26 protein-coding genes are annotated in these 23799 nt (G+C 68.3%); 19 read left to right on the forward strand and 7 right to left on the reverse strand.

Translation table 11 applies throughout. The features are described from left to right. Positions 1-121 precede the first annotated feature (121 nt). Positions 122-529, forward strand: a complete 408-nt coding sequence (locus tag ACWF4Z_RS02330; RefSeq protein WP_452241098.1) for a winged helix-turn-helix transcriptional regulator — start codon at positions 122-124, stop codon at positions 527-529. Here the strand turns inward: ACWF4Z_RS02330 and ACWF4Z_RS02335 are convergent. Further along, positions 526-1923 (reverse strand): aminotransferase-like domain-containing protein, encoded by a 1398-nt coding sequence (locus ACWF4Z_RS02335; protein ID WP_452241099.1) that lies wholly within the window; start codon positions 1921-1923, stop codon positions 526-528. The genes ACWF4Z_RS02330 and ACWF4Z_RS02335 overlap by 4 nt on opposite strands. 138 nt (positions 1924-2061) lie before the next feature. On the opposite strand from ACWF4Z_RS02335, the gene ACWF4Z_RS02340 reads away from it, so the two are divergent. After that, positions 2062-3285: a Tm-1-like ATP-binding domain-containing protein gene (locus tag ACWF4Z_RS02340; protein ID WP_452241100.1), complete on the forward strand. Its 1224-nt coding sequence runs from the start codon at positions 2062-2064 to the stop codon at positions 3283-3285. A 48-nt stretch (positions 3286-3333) separates the two neighbouring features. Further along, complete coding sequence (locus tag ACWF4Z_RS02345; protein ID WP_452241101.1) at positions 3334-4167, forward strand: phosphoenolpyruvate hydrolase family protein; 834 nt, start codon at positions 3334-3336, stop codon at positions 4165-4167. On the opposite strand, the gene ACWF4Z_RS02350 is transcribed toward ACWF4Z_RS02345, so the two are convergent. Together ACWF4Z_RS02350 and ACWF4Z_RS02355 are read right to left on the reverse strand one after the other, a co-directional pair. After that, positions 4164-4970 carry an exodeoxyribonuclease III gene (locus ACWF4Z_RS02350; protein ID WP_452241102.1) on the reverse strand — a complete coding sequence of 269 codons (807 nt, stop codon included), beginning with the start codon at positions 4968-4970 and terminating at the stop codon, positions 4164-4166. The genes ACWF4Z_RS02345 and ACWF4Z_RS02350 overlap by 4 nt on opposite strands. 15 nt (positions 4971-4985) lie before the next feature. Next, entirely contained in the window at positions 4986-5453 is a 468-nt protein-coding gene (locus tag ACWF4Z_RS02355; RefSeq protein WP_452241103.1) for a DUF2269 family protein, read from the reverse strand. Positions 5454-5530: 77 nt separating this feature from the next. On the opposite strand from ACWF4Z_RS02355, the gene ACWF4Z_RS02360 reads away from it, so the two are divergent. Next, on the forward strand, positions 5531-5959 hold the full coding sequence (locus ACWF4Z_RS02360) for a MarR family winged helix-turn-helix transcriptional regulator (protein ID WP_452241104.1): 429 nt from the start codon (positions 5531-5533) through the stop codon (positions 5957-5959). Positions 5960-5971: 12 nt separating this feature from the next. Here the strand turns inward: ACWF4Z_RS02360 and ACWF4Z_RS02365 are convergent, their stop codons facing one another. Further along, complete coding sequence (locus ACWF4Z_RS02365; RefSeq protein ID WP_452241105.1) at positions 5972-6559, reverse strand: TetR/AcrR family transcriptional regulator; 588 nt, start codon at positions 6557-6559, stop codon at positions 5972-5974. An 83-nt stretch (positions 6560-6642) separates the two neighbouring features. On the opposite strand from ACWF4Z_RS02365, the gene ACWF4Z_RS02370 reads away from it, so the two are divergent. From ACWF4Z_RS02370 to ACWF4Z_RS02390, 5 genes are read left to right on the forward strand one after another with little or no spacing between them, the layout of a single operon-like run. Further along, a complete protein-coding gene (locus ACWF4Z_RS02370) occupies positions 6643-7527 on the forward strand; it encodes an SDR family oxidoreductase (protein ID WP_452241106.1) in 885 nt (294 codons plus the stop codon). Continuing rightward, the gene (locus ACWF4Z_RS02375; protein WP_452241107.1) at positions 7524-8660 is read left to right on the forward strand and encodes a saccharopine dehydrogenase family protein; all 1137 of its coding nucleotides are present in this window, start codon (positions 7524-7526) and stop codon (positions 8658-8660) included. Before ACWF4Z_RS02370 ends, ACWF4Z_RS02375 begins: the two co-directional genes overlap by 4 nt. Continuing rightward, positions 8632-9501 (forward strand): alpha/beta fold hydrolase, encoded by an 870-nt coding sequence (locus tag ACWF4Z_RS02380; RefSeq protein WP_452241108.1) that lies wholly within the window; start codon positions 8632-8634, stop codon positions 9499-9501. Before ACWF4Z_RS02375 ends, ACWF4Z_RS02380 begins: the two co-directional genes overlap by 29 nt. Beyond that, positions 9498-9893 (forward strand): YccF domain-containing protein, encoded by a 396-nt coding sequence (locus tag ACWF4Z_RS02385; RefSeq protein ID WP_452241109.1) that lies wholly within the window; start codon positions 9498-9500, stop codon positions 9891-9893. Before ACWF4Z_RS02380 ends, ACWF4Z_RS02385 begins: the two co-directional genes overlap by 4 nt. Continuing rightward, positions 9890-10621, forward strand: coding sequence for an MBL fold metallo-hydrolase (locus tag ACWF4Z_RS02390; RefSeq protein WP_452241110.1), 732 nt, complete (start codon positions 9890-9892; stop codon positions 10619-10621). Before ACWF4Z_RS02385 ends, ACWF4Z_RS02390 begins: the two co-directional genes overlap by 4 nt. A gap of 4 nt (positions 10622-10625) precedes the next feature. On the opposite strand, the gene ACWF4Z_RS02395 is transcribed toward ACWF4Z_RS02390, so the two are convergent. The 3 genes from ACWF4Z_RS02395 to ACWF4Z_RS02405 all read right to left on the reverse strand — a co-directional run bounded on the left by ACWF4Z_RS02395 (position 10626) and on the right by ACWF4Z_RS02405 (position 14005). Then, entirely contained in the window at positions 10626-11138 is a 513-nt protein-coding gene (locus ACWF4Z_RS02395; protein WP_452241111.1) for a hemerythrin domain-containing protein, read from the reverse strand. A 598-nt stretch (positions 11139-11736) separates the two neighbouring features. Further along, positions 11737-12657: a hypothetical protein gene (locus tag ACWF4Z_RS02400; RefSeq protein WP_452241112.1), complete on the reverse strand. Its 921-nt coding sequence runs from the start codon at positions 12655-12657 to the stop codon at positions 11737-11739. After that, positions 12650-14005: a DNA polymerase IV gene (locus ACWF4Z_RS02405; protein ID WP_452241113.1), complete on the reverse strand. Its 1356-nt coding sequence runs from the start codon at positions 14003-14005 to the stop codon at positions 12650-12652. The genes ACWF4Z_RS02400 and ACWF4Z_RS02405 overlap by 8 nt, the downstream gene beginning before the upstream one ends. A 36-nt stretch (positions 14006-14041) precedes the next feature. On the opposite strand from ACWF4Z_RS02405, the gene ACWF4Z_RS02410 reads away from it, so the two are divergent. The 10 genes from ACWF4Z_RS02410 to ACWF4Z_RS02455 all read left to right on the forward strand — a co-directional run bounded on the left by ACWF4Z_RS02410 (position 14042) and on the right by ACWF4Z_RS02455 (position 23528). Continuing rightward, positions 14042-14803 (forward strand): MBL fold metallo-hydrolase, encoded by a 762-nt coding sequence (locus ACWF4Z_RS02410; RefSeq protein ID WP_452241114.1) that lies wholly within the window; start codon positions 14042-14044, stop codon positions 14801-14803. A 95-nt stretch (positions 14804-14898) separates the two neighbouring features. Beyond that, the gene (locus ACWF4Z_RS02415) at positions 14899-16377 is read left to right on the forward strand and encodes a glutamate--cysteine ligase (RefSeq protein WP_452241115.1); all 1479 of its coding nucleotides are present in this window, start codon (positions 14899-14901) and stop codon (positions 16375-16377) included. 341 nt (positions 16378-16718) lie between these two features. Further along, entirely contained in the window at positions 16719-17132 is a 414-nt protein-coding gene (locus ACWF4Z_RS02420) for a universal stress protein (RefSeq protein WP_452241116.1), read from the forward strand. Position 17133: 1 nt separating this feature from the next. Beyond that, positions 17134-17754, forward strand: a complete 621-nt coding sequence (locus tag ACWF4Z_RS02425; RefSeq protein ID WP_452241117.1) for an HhH-GPD-type base excision DNA repair protein — start codon at positions 17134-17136, stop codon at positions 17752-17754. Positions 17755-18076: 322 nt separating this feature from the next. After that, entirely contained in the window at positions 18077-19408 is a 1332-nt protein-coding gene (locus ACWF4Z_RS02430; protein WP_452241118.1) for an RNA polymerase sigma factor, read from the forward strand. A 5-nt stretch (positions 19409-19413) separates the two neighbouring features. Then, a complete protein-coding gene (locus tag ACWF4Z_RS02435; protein ID WP_452241119.1) occupies positions 19414-19674 on the forward strand; it encodes a DUF6412 domain-containing protein in 261 nt (86 codons plus the stop codon). Between the two features lie 45 nt (positions 19675-19719). Next, entirely contained in the window at positions 19720-20397 is a 678-nt protein-coding gene (locus tag ACWF4Z_RS02440; protein WP_452241120.1) for a YidC/Oxa1 family membrane protein insertase, read from the forward strand. 74 nt (positions 20398-20471) lie between these two features. After that, positions 20472-21632 (forward strand): ROK family transcriptional regulator, encoded by a 1161-nt coding sequence (locus tag ACWF4Z_RS02445; protein WP_452241121.1) that lies wholly within the window; start codon positions 20472-20474, stop codon positions 21630-21632. Beyond that, on the forward strand, positions 21629-22471 hold the full coding sequence (locus ACWF4Z_RS02450) for a sugar phosphate isomerase/epimerase family protein (protein ID WP_452241122.1): 843 nt from the start codon (positions 21629-21631) through the stop codon (positions 22469-22471). Before ACWF4Z_RS02445 ends, ACWF4Z_RS02450 begins: the two co-directional genes overlap by 4 nt. Position 22472: 1 nt before the next feature. Further along, complete coding sequence (locus tag ACWF4Z_RS02455; protein ID WP_452241123.1) at positions 22473-23528, forward strand: Gfo/Idh/MocA family protein; 1056 nt, start codon at positions 22473-22475, stop codon at positions 23526-23528. Positions 23529-23799 lie beyond the last annotated feature (271 nt).

A 23799-nucleotide genomic window follows, 5' to 3' on the forward strand; every position in this document is an offset into this window, starting at 1 on the left:
CCGACCTCGATCACGTCGGGAACGGCGTTCCCGGCTGACGCCTGGACCCTAGGCCGGGTTGTACGCTTACCCGCAAGATCGCCTACTTCCCTTTGGAAAGTACGAAGGTGAGGAGACTCGGATGACAACGACGTGCCGAAGCGGTCAGCACGAGCACCACGACGTCTACGCCCGGCTGTGCCCCGGCCGCGCCCTGTTCGAGGCGCTGGTGAACAAGTGGTCGGCGCTGGCGATCGGTGCCCTCGAGCAGGGGCCGCAGCGGTTCGGTGCGGTTCAGAGCACGCTGGAGGGCGTCAGCCCGAAGGTGCTCACAGCGACTCTGCGCAAACTCGAGGACTTCGGTCTCGTCGAGCGAACGATCTACCCCGCGGTGCCGCTGCACGTCGAGTACGAGCTCACCGCGCTCGGCCGGAGCGCGGCCGCGCCGCTGAACCAGCTCCGCGCCTGGGCCGAGGAGAACACCGACGAGGCCGAGCCCGACGAGCTGGTCAGCGAGCCCGACGAGCTGGTCAGCGAGCACCGCGCCTAGACGTGGGCGTGCGCGACGGCTGTCAGGGCGTCGCGGAGCAAGTCGCCTGTGTGCCAGAGCGGGAGCCGCAGCTGCGTGCGCTGCCCGCCGTAGACGGAGAAGCTCGGTCCGGCCGAGAGCCGGACGCCGATGCGCTTACCGATCTCGGCCAGGGCCACCGCGTCGTCCCCGGTGTCGATCCACAGCCCGGACCCACCAGAGATCGGACTCCAGCTCCACTGCGGGAAGAGCTCCCGCACCACCTCCTGCGTCGAGGCGAGCCCCTCCGAGAGCATCGCGCGACGCTGGCGACGGGCCGTGTCGGTGTGCCTCAGCAGTTCCGTCACCATGACCTGATCCATGACCGAACAAGCCAGGTCGATGGGTTTGCGCAGCTCGACCATGGCCTCGATGTGCCGCTCCTCGGCCCGGATCCAGCCGACCCGGAGCCCGCCCCAGAACAGCTTGGACGCGGTGCCGATGCTGACCAGCAGGTCGGGGTCCACCAGCCCGGCCAGGATGCGAGCGGTCGGTGGGCCGGCCAAGGTCAGGTCGGCCGAACAGGCGTCCTCGATCGTGACGAGACCGGAGGCGTTGATGGTGGCGGCAAGCTCCTTGCGGGCGCTCGCCGCCATGCTCTCACCGGTCGGATTGTGGATCGCGGTCTGGCAGTAGAGCAGGCTTTTCCGGCGGCGCAGGGCGCGCCGGAGGTGCTCGACGTCCAGGCCGCCGTCGGACAGCGGTAGACCCTCGACCTGCGCGTCGGCGGCGCGCAGCACCTCGAGCGCGCCGCGATAGGTGGGCTCTTCGACCAACACCGGTTCGCCGCCGCCTGCCAACGCGGTGACGGCCAGCCAGGTGGCCTGCTGCGCGCCCGCGGTGATCATGATCTGTTCGGGCCGAGTCGGGACACCGTCGTCGGTGTAGCGGTCCGCGACCGCCTGCCGCAGCACCGGCAGACCCGCCGGGAAGTAGCCGTCGGTGCCGAGGTATCCGGCGAGCTCTTCGCGCGGACCGGCGGCGAGGATCGCCGCCGCGACCGGGGAGGCCGGGAGCGCCCCTTTGGACAGGTCGAGCATGGCTCCGGGAGCGCTCGTGAAGGAGAACAGCCGGCCGCTCGAGCGGCCGCGGATGTGGCTGCGGGCCGAGCAGACCCGGGCGCCGGCGCCCTGACGATTCGTGACATAGCCGCGCGCCTCGAGTGCGTCGTACGCCGACGTCACAGTGCCGCGAGCGATGACCAGCGCCGTGGCCAGGGCTCGCTGCGGCGGCAGGCGGGCCCCCGCCGGTACGAGCCCGGTGTCGATCAACTCCGCCAGCGCGGCCGCAAGCTCCTGCGGCAGCGTTGCCCGGCCCGACGCCCACTGCCCGAGCAGGCGGCTGAGCTCGGCTGCGTCCGGCCCCGTCGTCGTCACGGCTCCACAGTGCCACGGTGGGGACGGTCGGCGTGGGCCAATCGGTGCCGATTGGCCCAGACAGCCGGCGTCGGCCGGATCTAGCGTGGCCACCGGGCCGGGAATTTCCGTCGATCCGCGAAATCAAGGGTGAGGTCAATGGCGACCGTGGCACTGCTGGGCACCTTCGACACCAAGGGTGCGGAGTACGCATGGCTGGCGGACCAGGTCGTCGGGCACGGCGTCGACGTACTGACGGTGGATGTCGGTTCCTTCTCCACGCAGGCCGCGGTCGACGTCGCCTCCGACGAGGTGATCGCCTCGGCCGGCGCGGATGCCGACGCCCTGCGCGACCGCCGGGACCGTGGCGAGATGATGGCGGTGATGGGGGCAGGAGCGGCGGTCGTCCTGCGACGGCTGGTCGCCGAAGGTAGAGTGCACGGCCTGCTGGCGGTCGGTGGATCGGGCGGGTCGTCGATCGCGGCGACGGTGATGCAGTCCCTGCCGGTCGGGCTGCCGAAGCTCCTCGTCTCGACGATGGCCAGCGGTGATGTCAGCCCGTACGTCGGTGAGGTCGACGTCACCCTGATGTACTCCGTCGTCGACATCGCGGGCCTCAATTCCGTCTCCGAGGCAGTCCTCGGCAACGCCGCTGCCGGAATCGCCGCGATGGCGAGTGCCTACGAACGGCGGGCGCAAGGGTCTGCCGAGCAGCGCAGGGCATCGATCGGCCTGAGCATGTTCGGGGTCACGACGCCCGCCGGGGACGAGGCGCGAGCGCGGCTGACCGAACTCGGATACGAGGTGCTCGTCTTCCACAGCACCGGCGCCGGCGGTCGCGCGATGGAGAAGCTTGCCGAGTCCGGGATGCTAGCGGGCATCTGTGACCTGACGACCACCGAACTCTGCGACGACCTGGTCGGCGGGGTGCTGAGCGCCGGACCGGAGCGGCTCGAGGCGGCGGGCCGGCTCGGACTGCCGCAGGTGGTGAGCCTCGGCGCGCTCGACATGGTCAACTTCGGGCCCCGGGACACGGTTCCGGCCGAGTTCGAGCATCGAAACCTCTTGGTGCACAATCCTACGGTCACTCTGATGCGCACCACCGCAACGGAGATGGCCGAGCTCGGCCGGCGTATCGCCGCCAAGCTCACTGCCGCGACTGGTCCGACCGAGCTCTTCATCCCTCGGCGCGGAGTTAGCGCCATCGACGTCGACGGAGCACCCTTCCGTGACGCCGAGGCCGATGCGGCCCTGTTCGCCGCACTCGAGTCGGGTCTCGAGGGCAGCGCCGTCGCTGTGCGCAGCTACGACCTCGCCATCAATGACCACGGATTCGGCACCGCGATGGCCGACGCGTTGCACCGCTTGCTCGGCGGCCGTTGAACCGCGCATCGGTGCGGGCAGTCATCCGGGAACGAGAGAGGTGAGCGCATGGACAGGCAAGAGATTCTCGACCGATTCCGGGCCCGGGTCGCCGCCGGCCGGCCGATCGTCGGCGGCGGCGCGGGAACCGGGATCACCGCGAAGTCCGCCGAGGCGGGCGGTATCGACCTGCTGATCATCTACAACTCCGGCCGGTTCCGGATGGCTGGGCGGGGTTCGCTGGCCGGCCTGCTGCCGTACGGCGACGCGAACGCCATCGTGATGGACATGGCCGGCGAGGTCCTCCCGGTGGTCGAACACACCCCGGTGCTGGCCGGAGTCTGCGGCACCGATCCCTTCCGGGTCATGCCGCACTTCCTCAAGCAGGTCAAGGAGATCGGCTTCGCCGGTGTGCAGAACTTCCCGACGGTCGGACTGATCGACGGGGTCTTCCGCGCCAACCTGGAAGAGACCGGAATGAGCTACGGGCTGGAGGTCGACCTGATCCGTACCGCGCACGAGCTGGACCTGCTCACCGCGCCGTACGTCTTCGACGAGGAGCAGGCGGCCGCGATGGCCGCGGCCGGGGCCGACATCCTGGTGCCGCACATGGGCCTGACCACCGCCGGCACGATCGGCGCCCGCACCGCGCTGACCCTGGACGAGGCGGCCGCCAAGGTTCAGGCCTTCGCGGAGGCCGCGAAGCGGGTCAATCCGGAGATCCTGTGCCTGTGCCACGGCGGCCCGATCGCCGAGCCGGCCGATGCGCAGTACATCCTGGACCACACCGACGGGATCGTCGGATTCTTCGGCGCCTCGTCGATCGAGCGCCTGCCGACCGAGGTCGGGATCCGCGAGCAGACCGAGAGATTCAAGGCCATCACGTTCAACGGGCCGGGCTAGGCCGCCTCGAAGGTCGCGACGACCGGAGCGTGGTCGCTCCAGCGCTCGGCGTACGTCGGAGCTCTGTGGACGACGCAACTGGTGGCCGCGGCGGTGAGCTCCGGGGAGGCGATCTGGTAGTCGATGCGCCAGCCGGCGTCGTTGTCGAAGGCCTTGCCGCGCCAGGACCACCACGAGTACGGGCCGGGTCCGTCACCTCCGAAGCGACGGCCGAGGTCGGTCCAGCCGTTCTCGAACAGGCGATCCATCCAGGCGCGTTCCGCCGGCAGGAAGCCGCTCTTCTTCCGGTTGGCCTTCCACGCCTTGAGGTCTTCCTCGCGGTGGGCGATGTTGAGGTCGCCGCACAGCAGGACGTGCCGGCCGTCCGCGCGCAGTTCGGTCAGGCGGGCGGTGATCGCGTCGAGGAACGCGTACTTCTCCTCTTGCCGCGGCGGCGTCTCGAACTCGCCGGTGAACACGTACGTGCTGATCGCGGTCAACGTCGTACCGTCATCCAGTACGACGTCCGCCTCGACCCACCGTCCGCAGCCCGCGAACCGCTCGGGGCCGATGTCGCCCCGCTCGTCCTTGATCGGCCGACGACTCGCGACCGCAACCCCGGCGCGTCCTTTGTGACCGTCGATCGACGGCTCGGCGTGCGCGAGGTTCCAGTCCCCGCCCAGGTGCTCCCGCAGTACGTCGTCGGGCGCGCGAACCTCCTGCATCAGCAGCAGATCCGGATCCGTCCGCTCCAGCCACGGCCCCATCCCGCGCCGGAACGCGGCCCTGATCCCATTCACGTTCACCGTGGCAACCGTCAGCACCCGAGAACCCTATCCTCAGACCCCGGTGGTCGATCCCGGCCGCACGATCATCAGCACGACGACCACCGCCCACAGCAGCGCGAAGATGCCCGTGGTCATCGACAACGCCTTCGCCTTCGGGAGCACCGCCGCGCGTACGTCGGGAGCCGCGCCGACCGCCGCGAGCACCCGCGACTGCGTCGGCAACACGACGAACGCGAGCACAGCACCGGCGATGAGCGTGAGCACGATCGAGATGATCAGCCAGGTGTCACCCATCACGCCCAGACCACCGGCGACCGCGAAGCCGAAGACCGGGACCGCGAGTCCGGCGATCGCGTAGACGAGGCTGATCCGGTGCAGCACGGTGAGGACCGAGGCATCCGGCGCCTCAGCGGCCAGCGCCCGCCGGGCGATCGGCGCAAACATGCTCGCGGCGACGGTCACCGGGCCGATGCAGATGATGGCGGCCAGCACGTGGACGCTGAGCAGGAACTTGTTCATCGCACTCCTCGCAGGATGAGTTTCAGGCAGACTGTAACTCAAGTATCAGCCAACCTGAAACCTGCGATGATGGGCGGATGGACGAGAGCCCGCCGATCAGTCCGGCGCTGCTGGTGATGATGCTGGGCCGTCAGTTCCGCGACCGGACCGAGGCCGAGCTGCGCCGGCAAGGTCTGTCGATGCGGCACTTCTCGGCATTGGGTCACCTGGCCCACAATCCGGGTCTTTCGTACAGCGAGCTCGCGCGACGCGACCGCATCACGACCCAGAGCATGCAGTCGACCCTGCGGCAGCTTCAGGAGCTAGGGGCGGTCGAGCGCCTCACCGCGCCGGGTCGCGGCCGGACGGCCGACCTCAAGGTGACCGCCTCTGGTCAGGAGCTGCTCGATCGCTGCCGGGCCATCCTCAATGCCTTGGATGCTGAGCTGCGCACCGCGCTCGGCCCGGACGCCACCGATCAGCTGGCCGTGCTGAGCATGCAATCCCTCCGGGCCTTCATGGCTTAGCCGGTGGTGAGGCTAGTCCGTCGTGGTGAGGATGGCGTCGAGGGACTGGTCGCAGAGGTGTTCGAGGGCCTCGGGGGAGATGGTCGGATTCTCGATCCAGGTGAGCAGCGTCTGTTCGACGTACCCCTGCCAGCCGTGACAGGCGAGCTCGACAGTCGGTGTGACCGTGACTCCGCGCTCGGCGATGGCGCCGATCACCCACTGGCTGAAGACCTGCCGGATCTCGGAGTGCAGCGCGCGGACCTCGGGATCGCCGGCGGCCGACATCAGCAGCGTCGCCCGGTAGAGCTGCGGTGCTTCGAGTACGGCGCGGACGAACGCGCGGATGCCGGAGCGCAGCCGCTCCGCGGGTGGCAGCGAGGGATCGGGAGCCGTGCGCAGCATGACCTCCGCGGCGGCCTCTTCGATGACGGCGTACTGGAACTTCTTCTTCGAGCCGAAGTAGTGGAACAGCAGCGCGGGGGAGACGCCGGCCTCGGCCGCGACGAGCTCGACGGTCAGCTCGCGGTGCGGGTCGTCGAGCAGCACCCGCCGCGCCGCCGCCAGGATCTGCGTACGGCGTTCGTCGGGCCGCAGCCGGGCGGACGGGGCTTGGGTCATGCGGGCCAGTCTATTGAGTAAACGGTCAAGAAGCACTTACTGTTGAGTGTCCACTCAACAAGCTGGAGGTCCAGATGCGCCCGATGCCCGGTCAAGTCGTTCTCATCACCGGCGCGTCCCGGGGGATCGGGGCCGCGGTCGCCCGCAAGCTCGCCCAGGACGGCGCGCAGCTCGCGCTGATCGGGCTGGAGCCGGACGAACTGAAGCAGGTCGCGGAGGACTGCGGCCCGGACGCCGGCTGGTGGGAGGCCGACGTCACCGACACCGAGTCGCTGCGGACGGCGGTGGAGGCTGTGGTCGAGCGGTACGGCCGGATCGACGTCGTGATGGCCAACGCCGGTATCGCCGCACCCGGCTTCAGCCGAAGCATGGACCCGAACGTCTGGGAGCGCGTCCTCGAGGTCGACCTGCTGGGAGTCTGGCGCACCGTCCACCTCACCTTGCCGTATCTGTTGGAGAGCAAGGGCTACCTGCTGCTGGTCTCGTCGCTGGCGGCGATCGTGCACATCCCCGGGCTGGCGCCGTACAACGTCGCCAAGGCCGGAGTGGAGGCGATGGGCGACACTCTGCGGCCCGAACTGAAGCACCTTGGGGTGCGGGTCGGCGTCGCGCACATGACCTTCGTCGACACCGACATGGTGCGTGGTGTGGACGAGCACCCGGTCTTCGGCAAGGTGCGGACGGGTATCCCGCTGGCGAGCAAGGTGTACCCGCTGGACTTCGCGGTGGACAAGTTCGTGGACGGCATCAAGAAGCGCTCGCGGACGGTGCACGTGCCCGGCTGGATCGGGGTGATGAAGGTGTTCCGCTGGTTGATCCCGCACGTGATCGAGGCCGGTTCGCGCTTCAGCGTCCCGAAGGCGGACCGCGCCGCGCTGGCCGACATCGAGGCCCGCGGCGCCGCCGAATCCTCGCGCGCATCCGGTGCCGGTGGCCAGGCCGACGCGGCGAAGGCCGCACGCCGGTGAGCCGCGCGTACGACGTTGTCCTGCTCGGGGCGAGTGGTTTCACCGGCGCGCTCACCGCGGAGTACCTGGCGAAGAACGCACCGGACGAGCTCCGCTGGGCCGTTGCCGGCCGCAACAAACAGAAGCTCGAAGGCCTCGGCAAGGACGTCCTGTACGCCGATGTCACCGACCCGAAATCGCTGCGGGACCTGGCCGAGTCCACGCGGGTCGTGGTCACGACAGTCGGTCCGTACATGCAGTACGGCGAAGCGCTCGTCGCCGCCTGTGCCGACGCGGGGACGGACTATCTCGACCTGACCGGCGAGTCCGAGTTCGTCGATCGCATGTACGTGCGGTACCACGAGCGCGCGGTCCATAGCGGTGCGCGGATCGTGCACGCCTGTGGCTTCGACTCGATCCCGTACGACCTCGGCGTTCAGTACACGGTCGAGCAGTTGCCGCAGCGCGTCCCGATCCACGTTAACGGCCTGCTTCGCGCCTCCGGCCAGCCGTCGGGCGGCACGTTCCAGACCGCGATGACGGCGCTCTCCCGACCGAAGCAGAACCGCGATGCCCACCGCGCCCGCCGACAGGCGGAGCCTCGCCCGGACGGTCGCCGGGCCAGAGCGGTCATGGGCCGGATCCATCACGAGCAAGGCCTGTGGGCCGTACCGTTGCCGACCATCGATCCGCAGATCGTCGCCTACTCGTCCCGGTTGCTCGACAGCTACGGCCCAGACTTCAGCTACTCGCATTTCGCCGCGTTCAAGCGTCTACCGATGGCTGCCGGCGGCATCGGATCGGCCGGGTTGCTGGCGACGGCCGCGCAGATCCCGCCGCTGCGCAACGCCCTGCTCAACCGCCTGAAGCCGGGCGACGGTCCGAGCCCCGAGCGGCGGGCAAAGTCCTGGTTCAAGGTCCGCTTCGTCGGTCGAGGCGGCGGCAAACAGGTGGTCACCGAGGTCGCCGGTGGCGATCCCGGGTACGACGAGACCGCCAAGATGCTCGGCGAGAGCGCACTGTCCCTGGCCCTCGACGACCTGCCGGCAACCGCGGGCATCACCACCACGGCCGCGGCCATGGGCCCCGCGCTCCGCGAGCGCCTGATCAGGGCGGGGATGACCTTTGCCACCCTCAGCACGAACGACTACTAGCCGCGACGGCTCCCGGATCGCACTGCACGAGTACGGCGATCCGGACGCGCCCGTCCTCATCTGCGTCCACGGCTACCCGGACAACGCGTCCCTGTGGAAGCCCGTCGCGGAGCGCCTCGCGTCGGACTTCCGGATCATCGCGTACGACGTCCGCGGTGCAGGTGACTCCGATCAGCCCACCGGCCGAGCGGCGTACCACCTGGATCGGCTCGAGGAGGACTTCCTCGCGGTGCTCGATGCGGTCTCGCCGGATCGGCCGGTGCATGTGCTCGCGCACGACTGGGGTTCGATCCAGGCCTGGCATTTCGTCACCAGCGACAGCACCCGAGGCCGGATCGAGTCGTTCGTGTCGATCTCGGGTCCGTCGCTGGATCACGCGGGCTACTTCCTGCGCAAGCGCAACGCTGCAGCGGCCAAGCAGTTGCTGCACTCTTGGTACATCTTCTACTTTCACGTGCCGTGGTTGCCCGAGCTTGGTTGGCGGAAGGGTTGGGCGCACCGCTTGTTCGGTCGACTGGAACGGGCTGCCGGGGGAGTGGAGTCCGGTCCGGGCGAGCGATCACTCGGCGACTACCTCAACGGGCTGAATCTCTATCGCGCCAACGTGGTTTCCCGACTCGTCCGGCCGGCTCGGCGGCGTACCGACGTACCGGTTCTTGCTGTTTCTCCTGACGGCGACGCGTTCGTCACGACGCCGCTGCAGACCGATGTGGCGCGGTGGGCCCCGAACCTCACCGTCGAGGTGGTCAGGGGTGGCCACTGGATGCCCCGGAACGATCCCGGACTTGTCGCCGAACTCGTCCTGACCCACACCCGTCAGGTGGCAGGCTGGGAGGCATGAGGACGCTTCTGAACCTGATCTGGCTGGTGCTGGCCGGTTTCTGGCTCGCGGTCGGCTACGCGATCGCCGGGCTGATCTGCTGTCTGCTGATTGTGACGATCCCGTTCGGGATCGCGTCGTTCCGGATCGCCGGGTACACGCTGTGGCCGTTCGGCCGGACCATCGTCGACAAGCGCAGCGCCGGCGCCGGAGCCGTCCTCGGCAACATCATCTGGGTGATCTTCGCCGGCTGGTGGCTGGCACTCGGGCACCTGACCACCGGGATCGCGCTCTGCCTGACGATCATCGGCATCCCCCTCGGCATCGCCAACTTCAAGCTGATCCCGATCTCGCTCTTCCCCCTCGGCAAAGACATCGTCCCCACCGACCAGCCCTTCGCGATGGCCCGGTGAGACGGCTCACGGTCCTCGGCTCTTGCGGTGCGTGGCCCGAAGCGGGTCGCGCGTGCGCAGGCTTCCTGCTCGAGTACGACGGGTTCCGGGTGGTGCTCGATCTTGGGTACGCCGCTCTGCCGCGACTGCTGGAGCACACGCCCTCGGCTGAGGTCGACGCGATCGTCGTGACGCATCAGCATCCGGATCACTGTGTTGATGTGAGCGGGTTGGCACGCGTCAGGTACTACGAGGCCCGGGACGCTGCGCCCATCCCGTTGCATTGCGCGCCAGGGGTTCTCGACGTACTGCGGGCGCTTGAACCTGAGCCGGATCCGGCGAGTGTGTTCGCCGTACAGGAGCTTGCGACGACCACTCGGCTCGGTCCGTTCGCGGTGGAGATCGTGGAGTTGCCGCACTACCAGACCAACCTGGGTCTGCGGCTGTCGGCGCCTGGGGTGAGCATTGCCTACACCGGTGACAGCGGACCGTCTCCGGACCTGCCGAAGCTTGCCGAGGGCACCGATCTGTTCATCTCCGACGCCACCCTCCAAGGACCGTCGCCGCAGACCACGCCTCGCTACGTGATGACCGCGGGTGAGGCCGGCCGGGGTGCGCGTGGCGCTCGGCGCCTGCTGCTGACGCACTTCTGGCCGGGGTCTGATCGTTCCGTGTCGGTCGCGGAGGCGCAGCAGGAGTTCGACGGTGAAGTCATCGCCGCCGAGGAAGGGCTGACGCTCGCGTTGTAGGTCGTCAGCCGGCGTTGGCCACGATCTTGCGGACATTGGCGATGTCGCCGCAGCCGGAGTCGATCAGGCGGGCACGCTCCTCGGCGAAGGCGTCGCCGAGACTGCGGCGAACCTCTTCGGTGATGTCGGTCCGGGCCGGGTTGAGGACGTCCCGCTCTTCCTCGTCGAGGTGGTGGGACAGCGCCTCGGACAGCTCGTGCAGCTTGTCGCTGAACTCCTCGCTGCCGGTGTCCTCGACCTCCATCAGCGCGAGCAGCGCCTCGTTCCCCTCGTCGTGCTCGTGCTCGGAGTGCTCGACCTCCTCGGCGTCGATCGCGTCGCGCTTGCGCAGGCTCGGGTACACCTTGGACTCCTCGGCCTCGGCATGCGCGATCAGGACCGTGGCGAGATCCGCGAGCACGGCCGGCCGGTCGCTCCGGACGTCGCGCAACTCCCGCAACGCCTCCTCGAACCACCGGTGGTCCGCCAGGATGATCTCCACGACGTCGCCGCCCGCCGCCGGCAGAATCTTCGGCATCCTCGTTCCTCTCCTCGCCCGAACAGCTCCGCCGGCCCAGTACCCACCGACCCGCCGGATATCCGGCTCTTTGTGACGGGTGTGGGTTCGATCGGTCACCGCCGTGTTGCCGCCCTCGGCGGGCGAGCTGCCCCGATTTCATGGGTTGGCCCATGAAATCGGGGGTTGCGGACCCTGAATACGGGTGTGGAACCCCCGATATCAGTGGCGGACCCACGAATTTGAGTGGGCTACCCAGGAAATCGGGCCGGCGGTGCGGGGGCGGGGTGGCCGGGGTGGGGTGGCCGGGGTGGGGTGGGCGGGGTGGGCGGGGTGGGGTGGGCTGGTGGGGATGGGTTGTTGAGTCGTGGCGATTGGTTCGTGCCGGGATATTCGAGTCGTGGATTATGTCGCGACCGTCGGGCGTGTCGTTCACCACGATCCACGACTCGATGCTCGATCGGCGAGATCTCGACGTATGGCCGGATCTGTCCAGGTAGCGGGATTCGTCCCCCAGCCTGCCTGGTGCGGGCGGTTCGGAAGTCGTACGGATGAACCCGCGCAGACGACACAAGGACCGGACATCGGCCGGGACCGCTTGCACCCGAGGGAGATCCGCTCAGGTCGGGGCGAGGAGTCGGCGGGCGGACTCGGCTGCTTGGAGATCGCGCTTCTTGCCGCGGGCCTCGGCGACCCGGCACGCGTCCAGGAGGGCAGCGCGGTAGACCGCGGTGTCTGGGTGATCCGGGATCGCGTCGGCGACCGTCCGGGTGAGCGCCTCCAAAGCTGCGGTGATGTCTCCGCAGGCCAGGAGTGCGCGGCCCAGAGCGGCACGGTCCCGGAGCAGTTGGGGATCCTGGCGGTCGAAGCTCTCGGCGTCGACAGCAACGATGTCGGTCAGGAGCTGCGCCTCCGACCGCGGACCGCCGACCATCAACCGCGCGCCCGTGGCCGCCTCGGTGGCGCTCCGCACCAAGTCGTGGCTCGGCCCGAACACCTCCACCAGCTGAGGCGTCAGCAGCTCGAACCATGCGAGCGCCCGCCCGTAGTTCCCGGTGGCCAGGAGCCCCTGGGCAACCCGCAGCCTGATCCGCAGCGTCGCCGGATCGTCCGCGGCCAGCACCTTCTCCCGCTCGATCAGCGTCGACTGGTAGAACGGCAGCGCCTGCCCGGGCTCGCTCTCGGCCCACAACGCCTCGGCCTGCCGGTACGCCGGATCGCCGTCGAGCTCCGGGTGACGGGCCAGCGCCGACACCGGCTCTCGCCGTACGACGGAGTCCACCGGCTGATCGGTCACCTTCCGGCCGATGAAGCTGCGGCCCCCGGTCGGGATGATCCGGAACCGGCCGACCTTCGACACCGGCAGCCACAGGATCGTGCTGTAGAGCGTGCGCACCGAGGACCCACAGTCCTGGCAGACATCGCGATGCCCGTAGAAGCGACTCCCCATCGGCCCGGCCGACCCGGCCGCGCGCCACGCCTCGGAGGACGCAGTACATCGAGCACAGAACGGGTAGACCCCCCGCCGTTCCTCATTCATTTTCCCCATTGTGGTCTTTTTCCGGCTCATCGTCTTCTTCCACCGCCGACATCTGCACTTTTGTCAGCAGCGGGTCGTCGACGGCGAACGTGCGAACCGGCCCGGGCGGGGTCTGCGCGGTCTCGAATCGGACCGTCACCCGGCCGCGGCCGGAGCCCCAGACCCAGCCGTGGCCGTAGTCGGGGTGAGCGACATCCTGGCCCGGGTAGTAGCCGGTCAGGTCGCGTGCGCGTTCGGGCAGCTCGACCACCTCGACCGTTGCCTCGGCGTGCTCGCTCTCGGTGAAGAGGTCGTCCTGGATCCAGTCGGCGAGTGACGAGACGCCTACGCCGAGCAACCGGATCCCGCCGCCGACCTCGCTGTCGTCGAGGAGCCGGCGCGCGACGCGGGCGATCACCCGGGCGTCGTCGGTCGGGCCGGCCAGTGTGGACGAGCGGGTGTGGGTGGTGAAGTCGTGCATCCGGGTCTTGACCGTGACGGTCCGGCCCGACAGCTGTGCCTTCTGGAGACGCTCGGAGACGCGATGAGCCATCCGGTCACCGATCGCGGACAGCAACGAGCGGTCGATGATGTCGGTCTCGAAGGTGTCCTCGACGCTGACCGACTTCGTCTCGCGATCGCTCACCACCGGTCGGTCGTCGGCCGCGACCGCGAGGCGGTGCAGGCTCGTGCCGTGGGCGGATCCGACCTGACGGATCAGCTCGTCCTCGTCGAGCTGCTGGAGGTCCCCGACCGTGCGAACGCCGGCCATGCTCAACCGCTGAGCCGTCGCCGGACCGACGCCGGGGATCACCGTCACCTGCATCGGCGCGAGGAACTCGGCCTCGGTCCCGGCCGGTACGACGACCACGCCGTCGGGCTTGTCGAGATCACTCGCGATCTTCGCGATCAGCTTGGACGTCCCCGCGCCGACCGACGCGGTCAACCCACCGCTGGCCTTGTGGATCGACTCCTTCAAATCCTGTGCGATCGCCCGGACGTCGTCATCGGTGAGACCGGTCAGCCCGGCGGCGGCCAGATCGATGAACGCCTCGTCCAGCGACAGCGGCTCCACCAACGGCGACAGCGCGCGCATCTCGGCCATCACCGCCCGGCTCGACTGCCGGTACACCTCGAACCGCGGACCCAGGTACGCCGCGTGCGGACACCGCGAACGCGCTTCCGCCGTCGACATCGCGGACCGGACGCCGTACTTGCGGGCCTCGTACGACGCGGTCGACACCACGCCGCGGAGGCCGACACCACCGACCACCACGGGCTTGCCCCGCAGCGACGGCTTGTCCCGCTGCTCGACGGCCGCGAAGAACGCGTCCAGATCGACATGCAGCACCGACGGCTCTCCACGCACGTAGCCAGTCTCGCCGGTAGCACCGACAATTCCCGCATGAGCTTTCCCGAGCAGTGGGACGACGGCACCGACCCGACGAGCCCCGAGCACCAGGTCCACTGGTACGACGAACGCACCGCGATCATCCGGCAGTCGCTCCGGACGAACTTCGAAGGCCCCTTCATCTATCTGCTGCTCGGCTCCGAGCGTGCCTTGCTGCTCGACACCGGCACGGGTCACGCCAAGCTGCGGCCGGTCGTGGAGAGCCTGCTGACCGGTCAGGAGTTGATCGTCGCGCACACCCACGGCCACAACGACCACGTCGGCGGCGATGCCGAGTTCGACCAGGTCGTCGGCCGGTCGGCGGAGGAGGTCGCGGCGTACTTCGGGATCGCGGACTGGCCGAACGACGTGGTCCAGCTCGACCTGGGTGATCGGGTGCTCGACATCGTCCCGATCCCCGGGCACCACGCGTCTCACATCGCCGTCTACGACCGGGCGTCGCGGGTGCTGTTCAGCGGGGACTCGCTGTACCCGGGCCGGTTGTATGTCTTCGACTGGGCGGCGTTCCGGGCGAGCGCGCGGCGGCTGGCCGCATTCGTTGCCGCGGGCAATCCGATCGACGACATCCTCGGCGCGCACATCGAACTGACCAACGAGCCCGGCCGCGATTACGAGATGGGCGCCGACAAGCATCCGGGTGAACACGCGTTGAGGCTCGAGCCCGCCGTACTCACCGAACTCGCCGAGGTCCTCGAAGCAGCAGGGGAGGAGCCGGTACGGATCGGCCGAGATCACTTCATCGTCTACCCCGTCTGATTTTGCTCGGTCTGATTCCACCACGCGATTGCGCATCACATCCGCGGGCACCTTCAGGCACACTGAGGTCCAGGTAGCCACCTAGGGGAGGCGCAATGGGTGAGGAAGTCGACCGGGTCGAGTTCACCCGGGCGGACCGGACCGCGTTCCGCAATCAGGTCCATCGCAATCTGGATGCCTTCGCGCGCATGTTGCGCGAGGCCCGGTTCGCCCCCGACCGGCCGATGACGGGGATCGAGATCGAGCTGAACCTGGTCGACGAGCGGAACGACCCGGCGTTCAAGAACTCCGAGGTGCTGAGCGCGATCGAGGACGACGCGTTCCAGACCGAGCTCGGCCAGTTCAACATCGAGATCAACGTGCCGCCCGGCCAGATCGACGGCATCGGGCTGGACACGATGGAGTCCAACATCCGCGACAGCCTGAACGAGGCCGAGGAGAAAGCGGCCCGGACCGGTTCGTCGATGGTCGTGATCGGCATCCTGCCGACGCTGCTGACCGAGCACATCCATCGCGAGGCACTCAGCACGAATCCGCGCTATGCCTTGCTCAACGATCAGATCTTCGCGGCGCGCGGCGAAGACGTGCAGATCTCCATCGACGGGATCGAGCGGTTGCAGGTGACCGCGGACTCGATCGTGCCGGAGGCGGCGTGTACGTCGACGCAGTTCCATCTCCAGGTCACACCGGACGCGTTCCCGCGGTACTGGAACGCTGCGCAGGCGATCTCCGGCGTACAACTCGCGGTCGGTGCGAACTCGCCGTTCCTGTTCGGCAAGGAGTTACTGCGCGAGACGCGGATCGCGTTGTTCGAGCAGGCCGCCGATACCCGGACACACGAGCTGAAGACGCAAGGTGTGCGGCCGCGGGTTTGGTTCGGTGAACGATGGATCACCTCGATCTTCGACCTCTTCGAGGAGAACTCGCGCTACTACCCGGCGTTGCTCCCGGTGACGTCGGACGAGGATCCGATCGCCGTCCTCGATCGTGGAGACACGCCAGCCCTTTCGGAATTGCGCTTGCACAACGGGACGATCTATCGCTGGAACCGGCCCGTGTACGACGTTGTCCGGGAGAAGCCGCATCTGCGCGTCGAGAACCGCGTCCTGCCGGCCGGGCCGACGGTCGTCGACACGATCGCGAACGGTGCTTTCTACTTCGGGCTGGTGCGTGCGCTCGCCGACGACGAACGGCCGATCTGGTCGCAGATGTCGTTCAGCGCCGCCGAGGAGAACTTCCACGAAGCGGCCCGGAGCGGGATCGACGCCGAGGTGTTCTGGCCGGGTGTCGGGACGGCTCGCGCCACCGAGTTGGTGCTGAGACGCCTTCTGCCGTTGGCATCTCGCGGACTCGACGCGTGGGGCGTCGACACCGCGGTCAGTGATCGGCTGCTCGGCATCATCGAGCAGCGGTGCCTGACGGGCCGCAACGGTGCGTCATGGCAGGCCGACGAGTTTCATCGACTGTATACAAAGGGATCGCACGGACGGCGCGACGCGCTGCGCGGAATGCTCGGCCGCTATCGCGATCACATGCACGAGAACACCCCTGTGCACGAGTGGCCGATCGACTGAACCGGTTCGTCATTGCGCGACAACGATGGACACCCGGCGCGGAACCGAGGTCCCTCCGACGGAACCGTGCGTACTAAGGGTGACCTTGCCCAAGGCAACTGGGTGGACGAGTTCGATAACGACCCGGACTACAGGGGTGGCGCGTTGGGTGACAGCCCTGCAAAGGTGTGCGCACCGGAAGGTTAGACAGTTCTGTCGCGGGTAGTACTGGGGCACCGCGCGAGATCAGCTGACCGTCACCGCCGCGACACAACAGGTGTAAATGCAGCGGATGCCGACCACGGTCGGGAGCAGTATCGTTCGGAACGGGTCGACACGACACCCGGAGGTGAGGCAGGGCGATGACGACCATCGTCGTGGGTTACGTGCCGAAGGCGGAGGGCCGTGCGGCCCTTCGGCGGGCGGCGGAAGAAGCGACGCTTCGAGACGCCAAGTTGGTGGTGGTCAACTCGCATCGGGGCGGTCGTAGCTTCGACAGCGACGAAGCCGCGGCGAGCGACGCCGCACTGATGGAAGTACGGGAGCAGCTCGACTCGACCGGTGTGCCGTACGAGGTGCGGCAACTGGTGCGTGGACTCGACCCGGCGGAGGACCTGGTGGCCGTCGCCGAGCAGGTGCACGCGGAGTTCATCGTGATCGGCCTGAGGCGCCGCTCACCGGTCGGCAAACTCATCCTCGGCAGCAACGCCCAGCGGGTGCTGCTCGATGCGCCGTGTCCCGTGCTGGCTGTGAAAGCCGAAGAAGGGGAGGACTGAGGTGACTTCGACACGCAGCAAGAAGCTGTGCCTCGCACAGCAGCCCGACGCCGACGACATGCTCAGCAGGGATCCGTTCGCCCTGCTGGTCGGGATGTTGCTGGATCAGCAGATCCCGATGGAGCGCGCCTTCGCGGGCCCGGTCTCGATCGCGCAACGGATGGACGGACCGTTCGACCCGGCCACCGTCGCGCACTACGACCCCGACGCGTTCGTCGAGGTGGTGGCCGGCCCGCCGGCCGTGCACCGCTTCCCGACCGCGATGGCCGCCCGGATCCAGACGCTGGCCAAGCACCTGGACGAGGAGTACGGCGGTAACGCTTCGGGCCTGTGGTCCGATGTGAAGTCCGGGGACGACCTGCTGGCCAGGCTGTCGGCCCTGCCGGGGTTCGGCGCGCAGAAGGCGAAGATTTTCGTCGCGCTGCTCGGCAAGCAACTCAAGGTTCGTCCGCGCGGCTGGCGTGAGGCGTCCGAGCCGTACGGCGAGGACGGCGCGTACAAGTCCGTGGCGGACGTGATCGATGTGGCATCGCTGGTGAAGGTGCGACAGTTCAAACAAGAACAACAGCTGGTCCGGCAGCGCGTGGTGGCCCGGCCGCTGCGGCAGACCCGCAACGGGTGAGGACAACCGACGCACACTGACGTGATCAGGCCTCTACCGGGCGGGAATCCCCGCCCGGTAGAGGCCTGAGTGCGTCGTTGCAGGACCCGAACAGGTACTGATCGGGGGGTCGCGCGACGCGAGGGCTTGGTCCGCGGATTACAATGTAGTGTTGCCGCCGCCTGACCAGCGAGCTGCGACCGACTGTCGTACCCAAAGACTCGCGACACCCGAACTAGGCTTGTAGCAACTGTGCAGCAAACGTGGCAATTCTGAAGGCACCACCAGCTCCACCGCAACGTCGTACCGCCGTACAAACCCTGCGTCAGACGAGAGGTAATTCGTGTCGTCCAGCTCGTCCGAGAATCTTCCCGCCGAGTCAGCCCGGGCAGTGGCCGCCACTGCCCGCAGCACGGCTCCGAGGACCAGCGCCCGCGTGACCGACGCCGCCGCCAAGAAGGCGGCCGTGAAGAAGGCCGCGGCGAAGCCCGCCGGCACCAAGGAGGACGGTATCCCCGCGAAGAAGGCCGCCGCCAAGAAGGCTCCGGCGAAGAAGGCCGCCGCCGGCACAGCTGTCACCGAGGCGGGTCTGGCGATCGATCCGAAGACCGGCAAGCCGCGCGCGCTGGACGACGTGGACGAGGCGGACTTCAGCCCGGACGCGGTCAAGCCGCTGGAGAAGGAGCTCACCGAGGACGAGGGCTTCGTCGTCTCCGAGGCCGACGAGACCGACGAGCCCGAGCAGCAGGTGATGGTCGCCGGTGCCACCGCCGACCCGGTCAAGGACTACCTGAAGCAGATCGGCAAGGTCCCCCTGCTGAACGCCGAGCAGGAGGTCGAGCTCGCCAAGCGGATCGAGGCCGGCCTGTTCGCCGAGGAGCAGATGGGCGACGAGGCCGCCAAGCTCAAGGAGAAGGTCCGCGACGAGTACGAGTGGATCTCCGAGGACGGCCGCCGCGCCAAGAACCACCTCCTCGAGGCGAACCTGCGACTCGTCGTCTCGCTGGCCAAGCGCTACACCGGCCGCGGCATGCTGTTCCTGGACCTGATCCAGGAGGGCAACCTCGGTCTGATCCGCGCGGTGGAGAAGTTCGACTACACCAAGGGCTACAAGTTCTCGACGTACGCGACCTGGTGGATCCGGCAGGCGATCACCCGCGCGATGGCCGACCAGGCCCGGACGATCCGTATCCCGGTCCACATGGTCGAGGTCATCAACAAGCTGGCCCGCGTGCAGCGGCAGATGCTGCAGGACCTCGGTCGCGAACCGACTCCGGAAGAGCTCGCCAAGGAGCTCGACATGACCCCGGAGAAGGTCATCGAGGTGCAGAAGTACGGCCGTGAGCCGATCTCGCTGCACACTCCGCTCGGTGAGGACGGCGACTCCGAGTTCGGCGACCTGATCGAGGACTCCGAGGCGATCGTGCCGGCCGAGGCGGTGTCGTTCACGCTGCTCCAGGAGCAGCTGCACGCCGTTCTCGACACGCTGTCCGAGCGCGAGGCCGGGGTGGTCTCGATGCGGTTCGGTCTGACCGACGGTCAGCCGAAAACGCTGGACGAGATCGGCAAGGTGTACGGCGTGACCCGCGAGCGGATCCGCCAGATCGAGTCCAAGACGATGTCGAAGCTCCGTCACCCGTCCCGCTCCCAGGTCCTCCGGGACTACCTGGACTGATGACGATGGGTCAGGCAGTCGCCGGCGTACTCGCGCTGGTGCTGCCTGTCCTCAGCACTCCCTCGTTGGCCGCCGCCGTGTTCACGGCGGCGGCCCTCGTGTTGCTGGCGCTCGTCGTCGCCGGCACTGCCGCGCGGCGGCCGCTCGCCTCGCCGATCCCGGCGCGCGTCAGCGCCAATCGTGCCAACGCGCGCCGCACGGCTTACCTCGCCCTCCGGGATCCCGACCTCGCCGGCCGCCCCCGACCACGAGCACCAGGACAGTAGCGCTCCACCTCGCTACCTTTTCCTTCTGACTCGTGGAGTTGTGCTGTGCCTTCTTTCCTGGAGGCACCGGTCGCCGGTGCCTATCACTTGCTCACGTCCCTCGTCTCAACCCTCCAACCGCTCGCGGGCGCCTACGCCGCGGTGATCGCGATCGTGCTGTGCACTCTCGTCGTACGCCTGTGTCTTGTCCCGCTGAGCGTGCGCGCTCAGCGGGGTCTGCGTGCCCGCGCGGAGCTGATGCCGCAACTGAAGCAGCTCACCGATCGCCACAAGGGTGATCCGGAGCGGTTGCAGCGCGAGGTGGCGAAACTGCAGTCGGAGTCCGGTACGACGCTGTTCGCCGGATTCCTGCCGTTGCTCGCGCAGTTGCCGTTCTTCTGGTTGATGTACACGCTCTTCTCCCGCTCGGTGGTGGCGGGGGAGTCGAACCAGTTGATCAGCGGGAGCCTGCTCGGTGCGCCACTCGGTGTGCACTGGCCGGTCTTCGCCGGTACGTCGGCGTTCATCGTGGTTGCGGTTCTCCTGGCGGTCGTGGCGTGGTTCTCGGCCCGGCTGCAGCTGCGCCAACTAGACGCGTCGGCGTCGACGTTGTCCCGCCGGCTTGCTCAGCTTCTGCCGTACGGCACGATCCTGACCGTCGCGTTCGTGCCGCTCGCAGCGGGTCTCTACCTGCTCACGACAACCACCTGGACCGTGGTCGAACGGACCATCCTGCAGCGCTGATCGAATCCGTTGCCACCCGCCGATCCGTTCTGCTACGGTCTTTATTAAAGCCGGTTGCATAACGGGTTGGGGCGATGGACACAGCGCGTGGAGCCGCACAGGCGGAGCGGTCGGCGAACCAGGGTGCGTGTCTGCGGTTCCTCGCGGACACGGACGAGGCGCAGACGGTCGGCGCCATCAGCGAGCACACCGGACTGTCCCGACCCACCGTGCACGCCGTACTCGACGATCTCGTCGAGCTCGGCCTGGTGGTGCCGACCGGCCCATCGACGGGCGGGCCGGGGCGGCCCGCACGAGCCTTCCGGTTCGCCCGGGAGGTTGGGTTGGTGGCCGGAGTGGATCTGGGCCCACGTGGGGCGAGGGCCGTCATCTGTGATCTCTCCGGCCGCCGACTCGCCTACACCGAACTGACACCGGGCCGGCGCGGTGACGTCTCCGCGATCTCCCGCGCGGTCCGGACCGTGGCGGCGGAGAGCGGGATCGACCTCGAGCGGCTTCGGGCGATCGGCGTGGCGCTGCCCGGTGTGATCGAGACGGACGGGCGGCTTCGGGCGAGTCTCGCGCTGCCCGAGCTGGTCGGCCGCCCGATCGCGGAGCTGGTGGCGGCGGACCTGGGCCGCCTCGTTGCCGTTGACAACGACATCAAGCTGGCCGCACTCGCCGAGCAACGCGGCGGTGCCGGCCGCGGATACTCCGATGTCGTCTACCTCCAGATCGGCCACCGGCTGTCGGTCTCGATCGTCCTGAACGGCGTGATCCGGCAGGGACGGCATCGTCTGGCCGGCGAGCTCGGAGCCCAGCGGGGGATGCGATGGACCCGGAACGCGCAGCGCGGTCAGCTGGCGTGGACCTCGCATTCGACCGGTGAGGCTGTCCTGCGGGCGGCGGCCGCCGGCGACGCGGATGCCCAGGCGGAGATCGAGGACTTCTGTGCGCAGATCGCCGCACGCATCGCCACCGTGCTGCTGGTCGTCGATCCGGAGATCGTGGTCGTGCGGGGTGGGCTCCCGCCGGAGAGCGACGTACTGCTGCGTCCGCTCGAGGCCGCGGTCGAGAAGGAGATGGTCTTCCCCGAGCGTCCGCCGTTCGTCTCGTCGGCGCTAGGCCGTGAGGCAGTGGTGCTCGGGGCGGTCGGCACGGCGTTCGACCGGTTCGGTTCTGACATCTACGGCGTCCACGACTACCCCAGTCCGTGGAGCTGGATTACCACCCCTGTGGAGAGGACCACCAAGTGAAGCTCGGAGTCAGCACGTACTGCTTCCGCTCGCTCATGACGAGCGGTGAAATGGACCTGATCGGCGTCCTCGACTGGGTCGCGGCCTCGCCGGCCGGCCACATCGAGGTCGCCGGCATGGACGGCGGTGAGTATCTGGAGAACCCGGATGTCGTCCGCGCCGCGGCCGAGCACTCGGCCGAGGTCGGCGTACCGATCATCAACTATCTGGTCAGCGGTGACCTGCGGGCCGCGGAGGAGAAGGAGATCGACCGGCTTCGCCGGCAGTTGGACGTCGCGAACGCGTTCGGTGCGAAGATCTTCCGGCACGACGTCGCGCCGTGGTCGTGGCGTGAGGAGAACCCGGGGGAGCTCGAGTCGACGTTCGAGAAGGTCGTGGAAGGCTGCCGTGCGGTCGCGGACTACGCCGCCGAACTGGGCATCGTCTCCACGGTCGAGAACCACGGCTTCTTCATGAACGGCAGCGAGCGCGTCGCGCGGCTCGTGCACGCCGTCGACCGCCCGAACTTCAAGGTGACCCTCGACCTCGGCAACGGACTCTGCGTCGGTGAGGTGCCGGGGCGGACCGCCGCAAGCCTGATCGATGTCGCCGCGTCGGTCGGCGTGAAGGACTTCCACATCCGCCGTTCGGCGGGCGACGGCTGGCTGAAGACACTGGCCGGTGAGTATCTGCTCGGCACGATCTCCGGACACGGCGATCTCGACCTCGCGGGACTGCTCGCGGTGGTCGGTACCAAGCCCGACGTACCGGTGAGTCTCGAGTTCGAGGGTCTGGAGTCGACTCCGGACGCGATCGAGCGCTCGCTCAACAACATCCTCCGACTGGCTGGAGCTGCCTGACATGACGACCCGAATTGCTGTCATCGGTGTGGGTGCCATCGCGACCCAGCACCTGATCTCGTACCAGAAGAACCCGCAGGCCGAGCTGGTCGCCGTGTGCGACATCGACCGGACCCGGGCGAAGGCGCGCGCCGACGAGTTCGGCGTACCGAAGGCGACTGATGTCGTCGAGGAGATCCTCTCCGACGCGAACGTCGACGCCGTCAGCATCTGCGTGCCGAACCTGCTGCACGCCAAGATCGCCGAAGCCGCGCTGCGAGCCGGCAAGGATGTGCTGGTCGAGAAGCCGATGTCCGTGACGGTCGACGAGGCTGAGGCGCTGGTCCGCGCGACCCAGGAGACGGGCCAGGCGCTACAGATCGGCTATGTACGACGCTTTGCCCCGAATGCTCTGGTCACGAAGCGTTTCCTGGACGAGGGCGAGTTCGGTGACATCTACGCCGCGCGGGCGACGATCATCCGTGCCGCCGGGAATCCCGGTGGGTGGTTCGGTGATGTCGACATCTCCGGTGGCGGGCCGCTGATCGACCTGGGTGTGCACATCATCGACCTGTGTTGGTATCTGATGGGCAAGCCCGTCGCGGTGTCGGCGTCGGGGGCGACGTTCTCGCATCTTGGTGCCCGGGACAACATCCAGCACCTGTCGCGGTACCGGGCGATCTCGGAGACGCGGGTCAACAACGTCGAGGACTACGCGACCGCGCAGATCCGCTTCGAGGGCGGGGCGGTCCTCGACGTGGACACGTCGTACTCGCTGCACGCCCGGAACTCGACCAGCGTGAAGATCCACGGCACCAAGGGCGGCGCGGAGATCGAGCCCGAGCTGCTGATGATCACCGAGCGACACGACACGCTGCTCCACGTCCAGCCCCAGATCGATTCCCTCGGCTTCGACTTCACCGTCGGCTTCGCCAACCAGATCGACCACTTCCTCCAGATCTGCCGCCGCGAGATCCCCGCCGACGCCACCGCCGACCAAGGCCTCGAAATGGCTCGAATGCTCACCGCAATCTACGAGTCCGCCAAAACGGGCACCGAGGTAGCCATCACCCACTGAACAACAAAGAGGCAGCCGGGTGCCTGTCCGGCGCGGTACCCCGGACGCGCAGGACATCCGCACCCGGTTCTGCAGGCCATCACAATCGCCGTCCAGTGGCAGAGTTGCGCCTGGCCTCCACCGAAACCATGGATTGTGATGGCCTGCAGAACCGCTCACTCGGCGGCCGGTAGCGGACCGGCGGCACTCAGCAACCGGGTCGTTGAGACTGTGTCCACGCTCAAGCGCCGGACTGGGCGGTGCAGAGTCGGTGTTGATGAGTGGCTGGGAT

The sequence above is a fragment of the Kribbella sp. NPDC055071 genome (assembly GCF_053608045.1).

Excerpts from the sequence above, each read along its gene's own strand:
- ACWF4Z_RS02330 (WP_452241098.1), top strand. The coding sequence starts at position 122 with ATGACAACGACGTGCCGAAGCGGTCAGCACGAGCACCACGACGTCTAC.
- ACWF4Z_RS02340 (WP_452241100.1), top strand. The coding sequence starts at position 2,062 with ATGGCGACCGTGGCACTGCTGGGCACCTTCGACACCAAGGGTGCGGAG.
- ACWF4Z_RS02345 (WP_452241101.1), top strand. The coding sequence starts at position 3,334 with ATGGACAGGCAAGAGATTCTCGACCGATTCCGGGCCCGGGTCGCCGCC.
- ACWF4Z_RS02355 (WP_452241103.1), bottom strand. The coding sequence starts at position 5,453 with ATGAACAAGTTCCTGCTCAGCGTCCACGTGCTGGCCGCCATCATCTGC.
- ACWF4Z_RS02360 (WP_452241104.1), top strand. The coding sequence starts at position 5,531 with ATGGACGAGAGCCCGCCGATCAGTCCGGCGCTGCTGGTGATGATGCTG.
- ACWF4Z_RS02365 (WP_452241105.1), bottom strand. The coding sequence starts at position 6,559 with ATGACCCAAGCCCCGTCCGCCCGGCTGCGGCCCGACGAACGCCGTACG.
- ACWF4Z_RS02370 (WP_452241106.1), top strand. The coding sequence starts at position 6,643 with ATGCCCGGTCAAGTCGTTCTCATCACCGGCGCGTCCCGGGGGATCGGG.
- ACWF4Z_RS02385 (WP_452241109.1), top strand. The coding sequence starts at position 9,498 with ATGAGGACGCTTCTGAACCTGATCTGGCTGGTGCTGGCCGGTTTCTGG.
- ACWF4Z_RS02395 (WP_452241111.1), bottom strand. The coding sequence starts at position 11,138 with ATGCCGAAGATTCTGCCGGCGGCGGGCGGCGACGTCGTGGAGATCATC.
- ACWF4Z_RS02400 (WP_452241112.1), bottom strand. The coding sequence starts at position 12,657 with ATGAATGAGGAACGGCGGGGGGTCTACCCGTTCTGTGCTCGATGTACT.
- ACWF4Z_RS02410 (WP_452241114.1), top strand. The coding sequence starts at position 14,042 with ATGAGCTTTCCCGAGCAGTGGGACGACGGCACCGACCCGACGAGCCCC.
- ACWF4Z_RS02415 (WP_452241115.1), top strand. The coding sequence starts at position 14,899 with ATGGGTGAGGAAGTCGACCGGGTCGAGTTCACCCGGGCGGACCGGACC.
- ACWF4Z_RS02420 (WP_452241116.1), top strand. The coding sequence starts at position 16,719 with ATGACGACCATCGTCGTGGGTTACGTGCCGAAGGCGGAGGGCCGTGCG.
- ACWF4Z_RS02435 (WP_452241119.1), top strand. The coding sequence starts at position 19,414 with ATGGGTCAGGCAGTCGCCGGCGTACTCGCGCTGGTGCTGCCTGTCCTC.
- ACWF4Z_RS02445 (WP_452241121.1), top strand. The coding sequence starts at position 20,472 with ATGGACACAGCGCGTGGAGCCGCACAGGCGGAGCGGTCGGCGAACCAG.
- ACWF4Z_RS02455 (WP_452241123.1), top strand. The coding sequence starts at position 22,473 with ATGACGACCCGAATTGCTGTCATCGGTGTGGGTGCCATCGCGACCCAG.